Genomic DNA, 6000 nt, shown 5'->3' with positions numbered 1-6000 from the left:
ATCTATTGCGAGATTCATCAGCACATGCGCTGCTTTGTGCTCGTGCTCGACACACCGTGGTTCGCCACCACGGACGCAGGCGGCAAGTTCACGCTCAAGAACGTGCCGCCGGGCGAGTACTGGCTGCGGGTGTTTCAGCCCTCGGAAAAACTGCTGCAGGAACGTGTGACGGTCACGGATGGCAAAACGACGACGATCAACCTCTCACGCTGACGCCCATGACATTCCGCGCGAAGCTGCTGAGGGCGATCCTGGCCATCGTGATGATCACGACGGCGGCGAGCCTGCTCATCGCGCAACAGCAGAACGCGACGTTGTTTCAGAGCGTGGTGGACCGGTTGTTCGCGGAGCAGATGAAGTCGTTTCAACAAACGCAGGAGCTTCCCATCGGGGCCGCCAAGGTGGAGGCGAGGCGGCTGGCGCAGTCGGTGCGCCTGTTCGCGGCGTTGGAGGAGGGCGATCCCGAGGAGGTTTACAAAATCGCCAGTGACGAGCTGCGGCTGGGCGAGTTCGCGTTTTTCCGACTGCTGGACGCGGAGGGAAAGCTCATTCCACCCGGAGCCGACAGCCGCGCGGGTGTGTTTGATGCCGCAGGATTGCAGGGAGAATGGCTGCCGCATGGCAAGGCGGGTGCGGAGGTGGATTTCGGCTTCGTGGCGACGCAACACGGCACGATTTACCGTCTGCTGGCCTGCCCGATCACGAATTTCGACGAAACGGTGGGCACGCTCATCCTGGGGCAGCCGATGCCGCGTGAGACGGCGATCCTGCTTGGCGGCCAATTCATCGGCGAGGGCGTGCCTGCGGCTCTGCGTGCCGCCTTGATGGCACAGAAAGAGCCATCGGGCCGGTTTGAGGTGGATGGCGTTGAGCATCGTTTCACACGCTTTGTTTTGAACTCGGGATCGGCTTATCCCGCAGCGGACTGGGTGTCGGTTTTCTCGATGGCGGAGCTGGCAGCGCAGCAGCGAGTGCTGACGCTGCGCATCGTGCTGATCGGCCTCGCGGCGCTGGTGCTGGCAGCGCTGGTGGCGGGAGTGCTGTCGCGGCAGCTCGCGCAGCCGGTGGCGAATCTCGTCAAAGCCGCGCAAAGCGTGCGCGAGGGCGACTATGCGGTGAATCTGCCGCAGACGCGCACGCTGGAGCTGAACCACCTGGGCAGCGCCTTCAACGAAATGGCCGCCGGGCTGGCGCTGCGGGACCGCTACCACTCCGTGCTGCAAAAAGTGACCGATCCGCGCGTGGCGGCGGAGATGGTGGCCGGAAACATCAAGCTGGGCGGCGAGTTGCGCGAGGTGACGGTGATCTTTTGCGACATCCGCGGCTACACGGCGCTGAGCGAGGGCCGTGACCCGGTGGAGGTGATCCATCTTTTGAATGATCACATGACCGCACTGGCGCGCATCGTGCAAAAGCACCTCGGCGTGATCAACCAGTTCGCCGGGGATGCGATCATGGTGCTCTTCGGCGCCCCGAAGAGCTACGGCAACGACGCGGAGCATGCCGTGCGCTGCGCGTGGGAGATGATGCAGGAGCGCGAGCGGCTGAATCGAGACGCGGTGGAGCCGCTGCGCATCGGCATCGGCATCGCCACGGGCAACGTGGTGGCAGGCTGCATCGGCGCGGAGAGTCGCAGCGACTACACTGTCATCGGGGAGAAAGTGAACCTGGCCGCGCGACTGTGCAGCAGCGCAGCGGCAGGCCAGATCCTCGTGGATGCGGAGACGCAGACGAAAACGAGAGCGCTAGGAGCCTTTGAGACGCTGGAGCCGCTGACGCTGAAAGGCTTCGCGCAGCCCGTGCCTGCGTTTCGTCTGGCAAAGGTGAATCCAAACGAACTTTAACGTAGAAATTGAATTGTGATGTTTGCAGTGCCTCCCCTCACCCTAGCCCCCTCCCCCAAGGGGCGTGGGAATTGGCTTTGCGCGGTGATCATGCTGATGGCGACGCTGAATCTGTCAGCGCAGGAGTTTCTCGATTCGTTGGGCGAAAAGACGCGCTTTGAATCGGAGGCGTGGGGCATTCGTGCGGATGTGTCCTTCATGGCGGATACTACGGTGTTCGCGGCCGAGCAGAAAGCGCAGGGAATGCTGTTTGAAGATGATGACGTGTTCTTTGCGCCGAGGCTGATCTCGTTTCTGAATGTGCATCTCGGCGAACGCGTGAGCCTGCACGGGCAGATGCGTGTGGATCGGGGCTTTGACCCCGGCTCCGCGCCGGACGGGCAGGCGCGACTGGATGAATATTATCTCCAGGCGCGGCTGTGGAAGCAGGATGAGGTGAATGTGCGACTTGGGAAGTTTGCGACCGCGTTTGGTTCGTGGGCGAAGCGCAGCCTGACCTGGGACAATCCACTCATCACCGCGCCGATGGCGTATGAGGACATGCTGCCGATGACGGACGTTTCAGCGCCAGGTGGGCTGGCGGGCTTCGCGGCACGAAGAGACATGGCGGACAGCAAGCCGACCTGGCTGCCCATCCTCTGGGGACCGTCGTATGCCACGGGTGTGTCGCTGTTTGGCCGGGTGGATGCGTTTGAGTATGCCTTTGAGGTGAAGAACGCGGGGATTTCATCTCGTCCGCAGGTCTGGGACGGCGTTCAGGATGGTTTTCAGACGAATCCCACTTTCACCGGCCGTGTGGGCCTGCGTCCGGCTCCTGAGTGGACGCTGGGCACTTCATTCAGCCACGGCCCCTACATGCAGGACAGCGCCGCGCTAAGCCTGCCAGTGGGAACGAGCGTGAATGACTTCACGCAGACGACCTGGGGTGTGGACGCGGGCTACACGCATGAAAAATGGCAGATTTGGAGCGAACTCATCGCCGCGCGCTTCGAGGTGCCGCGTGTGGGGGATGTGGATGTGCTCAGCGGCTTTGTGGAGGCGAAGTACAAGCTCACCCCACAGCTCTGGACCGCCATGCGTTGGAACCAAGCCGCCTTCAGCGATGTGCCCGGCCTCACGACGGAATGGGATCGCAACGCCTGGCGCATGGATCTCGCGCTGGGCTATCGTCTGACCGAGCATGTGCAGGTGAAGCTCCAATACAGCTTTGGCGACAAGCGTGGCAGCGACGCGGAGGGCAATCACCTCGGCGCGATGCAGGTGACGGTGCGGTTTTGAACTTCAATACAGGCTGACGTAGTCAGTGATGAGGGCCAGATCAGCCCAAGTATTCTTCGGTCACAATCTCCTCGTCTCCTTCATCGGCATGAATGCCCTGGGAGATCACGCGTTGTGTCACTTCGTCGAGATAAGCCTGCAACACGTCGCTGAGTTCGATGAATTCAGGCCACAAGGTCTCTTCCACGAAACTGCGTGGCACTTGGACCATGACGGTGTTTCGGCGCTGACGGGCACGGCGGTAGGGTTTGAGCGAATAGCGCCGAAGCAACGCGATAAAGAGCTTGCGCGACCAGCCATCGACGAGCGTGAACTTGTACTCGATGGGGCGGTCCACCTTGGCGGTTTCGCCGAGGCGGCGTTTGATGCGGGCGATGGCCTCGGCGGCGGCTTCTTTCTCGCCATGCGTCGTGGCACCGGCGTAGAGGCGCTCGATTTTACGCAGCTTGTCGAAGAGGTCCTGTTCGCGCATGGGGTTCTTTCCCAAACGCAGCGGCGCTGTCAACGCGGGCCTGAATTATGACGCGCGTCGAATCCCGCGTGTGGCGAGGATGTTGCGCACGAGGCGCAGCATGTCGGCAGGCTCGTAGGGCTTTGGCAGCACGGCGGCGAAGCCGTAGGAGGCGGGATTGGCCATGACGGGATCGTCCGAGTAGCCACTGGAGACGATGGCGAAGACCTCAGGATCGAGGGCACGGAGTTTTTCCATGGCGCGGATGCCGCCCATGCCATTCGGGATGCTGAGATCGAGGATGACGAGGTCGAAGGCGCGGCCCTGGCCCTGACTTTCCTGATAAAGACGCACGGTTTCACTGCCTTCGGCGCTTTCGGTGACGTCGAAGCCGTTGCTGGTGAGATTGCGGACGATGAGGGAGCGCACGAGCGGATCGTCTTCCAGCACGAGGATGCGGGGCGCGGCGGCCTCGACCTCTGGTGGAGTGTCAAAGACCTTGCTGAGGCCGAAGGCGTCGGCCTCCTCGGCATCCGAGTCGAGCGGGAGGTAAAAGCGCACGGTGGTGCCGCGTCCTGGCTCCGAACGCACGGTGAGCGAGCCGCCATGGGCCTTGGCGATGGATTCACACACGGTGAGGCCGAGTCCGGTGGCGTTGTCAGCCTTCCGGGTGCTGAAATAGGGCTCGAAAATGTGCGAGAGGTGGTCGGGCGGGATGCCCTCGCCCTTGTCCTCGACCTCAATGGCGAGGCCGGAGGGCTGGAAGTTTTTGTCTGAGACCATCTCACCGGGGAACATCTCGGCATGGTCGGGCGCGAAGCAGCGGATAATGATCTCGCCGCCATTGGGCTGGGCTTGCTCGGCATTGCGAATGAGATTGCTCAACAGGCGACGGACTTGAGCACCGTCGATGGCGATCTGCGGCAAACCGGGCTGCACATCAATGCGGTACTCGATGCGGTTGGCGCGGGTGTGATGCGTGAAGAAGGTGTCGATCAGATCGCCGAGATGGATCTGCGTTTTGATCGGCGCACCGCCACGGGCAAAGGTGAGCAGTTGCTGGACGAGGTTCTGCGCCTGGAGCGTGGCCTGCTTGGCCGTGTGCAACTCTGGCAGCGTGATGGCATTGCGCAGGCGCATCTCGGCGAGGGAGATGTTCCCAAGCAGAACGGTAAGCAGGTTGTTGAAGTCGTGTGCGAATCCACGCGCCAGCAGGCCGAGGGATTCGAGGCGGTCGATGCGGTTGCGGCGTTCGGCTTCCTCGCGACGGGCGGTGACGTCTTGAACGAGCAGCAACAGACCTTCACCGAAGGGATAGCCGCGCACCTCGAGCCAGATCTGTTTCTCATCCAGGAACAGCTCACGGTTCACCGTCTCCCGGTGCAGCATGGCGCGTGCGAGCGCCTCGTAATGCGCTTCTCGTGTGGCGGTGGGCATCAGATCCCACAGGGACAGGCCCAGCATGTCCTGAAGATTGCGATCAAAGAGCCTCAGGGCGCTGGCGTTCGCATAGGTCACGCGCCAGCGCGAATCGAGGGCAAAGAGCGGGTCTGAAATGCTCTCCACCACATCGACCAATGGCGCGGAGCTGCGGGTCGGCGCGGTCGGCGGCACAGGAGCAGGCGCATGAGCGCGGAAAAGAATGATCAGGCCGGTGAGCTCGCCCTGCTCATCGCGCAGCGGGGCCGTGCGGTCCTGGATCGGCACCCGTTCACCGGCGCGCGTGGTCAGATAGACGGTGCGCTCCGTGGCCTGGGCGGCGGCATCTGCGGGCAGAATCTCCGCCGGCTCGCCGCTGGCCTGATAAATATTAAAAACCTCGTTCAACGAACGCCCGGTCACTTCCTCCGGCAACCAGCCCGTGACACGGACGGCGGCGGGATTCATGAAAATGACCCCACCAGCCAAATCGGCGGCGATGACGCCATCGGCCAGACTTTGGAACGCATCAAAGTAGCTGTGCTCGCGCCGCTGCCGCTTGCGCTCTTCCATATGGCGCTGCGCGGCCACTTCGACGGCCAGTCGCAGCTCATCATGGTTGAATGGCTTGAGCAGATAGCCTTGCGGATGTGTCTGGCGGGCACGCGCCACCGTTTCCAGATCGGCGCAGGCCGTCACATAGACGATCGCCACCTTGCTACGACGTTGCAGTTCATGGGCGGTGTCGATGCCATCGAGCTGACCGGAGAGATGCACATCCAGCAGCACCAGATCAGGCCGCAGTTCCTCGAACCGCGAGAGCGCCTCCTCCCCTGAGGCACAGATGCCCACGACGTGATGGCCGAGTTTGCCGAGGGACGCAGCCATGTCGCAGCCGACGAGGCCTTCGTTTTCGACGATCAAGATGCGAATGGGGTCGGAACTGGTCATTTCCCGGATGGTTTGATTATTCTAGCCGAGACAAATTATAAACGCCATAGGAAATTC

At 62.3% G+C, this 6000-nt stretch carries 5 protein-coding genes; 3 read left to right on the top strand and 2 right to left on the bottom strand.

Going from position 1 to position 6000, the window contains the following annotated elements; all coding sequences use genetic code 11:
- The 3 genes from ACILSI_RS22325 to ACILSI_RS22315 form a co-directional block, all read left to right on the top strand.
- The coding region (locus tag ACILSI_RS22325) for a carboxypeptidase-like regulatory domain-containing protein (protein WP_395724131.1) at window positions 1–213 on the top strand (213 nt) is incomplete at its 5' end.
- Between the two features lie 5 nt (window positions 214–218).
- Window positions 219–1844 carry an adenylate/guanylate cyclase domain-containing protein gene (locus ACILSI_RS22320; protein WP_395724130.1) on the top strand — a complete coding sequence of 542 codons (1626 nt, stop codon included), beginning with the start codon at window positions 219–221 and terminating at the stop codon, window positions 1842–1844.
- A gap of 27 nt (window positions 1845–1871) precedes the next feature.
- A complete protein-coding gene (locus ACILSI_RS22315; RefSeq protein WP_395724129.1) occupies window positions 1872–3122 on the top strand; it encodes a hypothetical protein in 1251 nt (416 codons plus the stop codon).
- Between the two features lie 40 nt (window positions 3123–3162).
- On the opposite strand, the gene ACILSI_RS22310 is transcribed toward ACILSI_RS22315, so the two are convergent.
- Both ACILSI_RS22310 and ACILSI_RS22305 read right to left on the bottom strand, forming a co-directional pair.
- Entirely contained in the window at window positions 3163–3594 is a 432-nt protein-coding gene (locus ACILSI_RS22310; protein WP_395724128.1) for a hypothetical protein, read from the bottom strand.
- 45 nt (window positions 3595–3639) lie between these two features.
- Window positions 3640–5943, bottom strand: coding sequence for a response regulator (locus tag ACILSI_RS22305; protein WP_395724127.1), 2304 nt, complete (start codon window positions 5941–5943; stop codon window positions 3640–3642).
- Between the last annotated feature and the right edge of the window lie 57 nt (window positions 5944–6000).

Source organism: Prosthecobacter sp. (assembly GCF_044232965.1).
Taxonomy (GTDB): domain Bacteria; phylum Verrucomicrobiota; class Verrucomicrobiia; order Verrucomicrobiales; family Verrucomicrobiaceae; genus Prosthecobacter.
The sequence above is the reverse complement of the archived record's forward strand: the minus strand, read 5'-3'. Positions and strand labels throughout refer to the sequence as shown.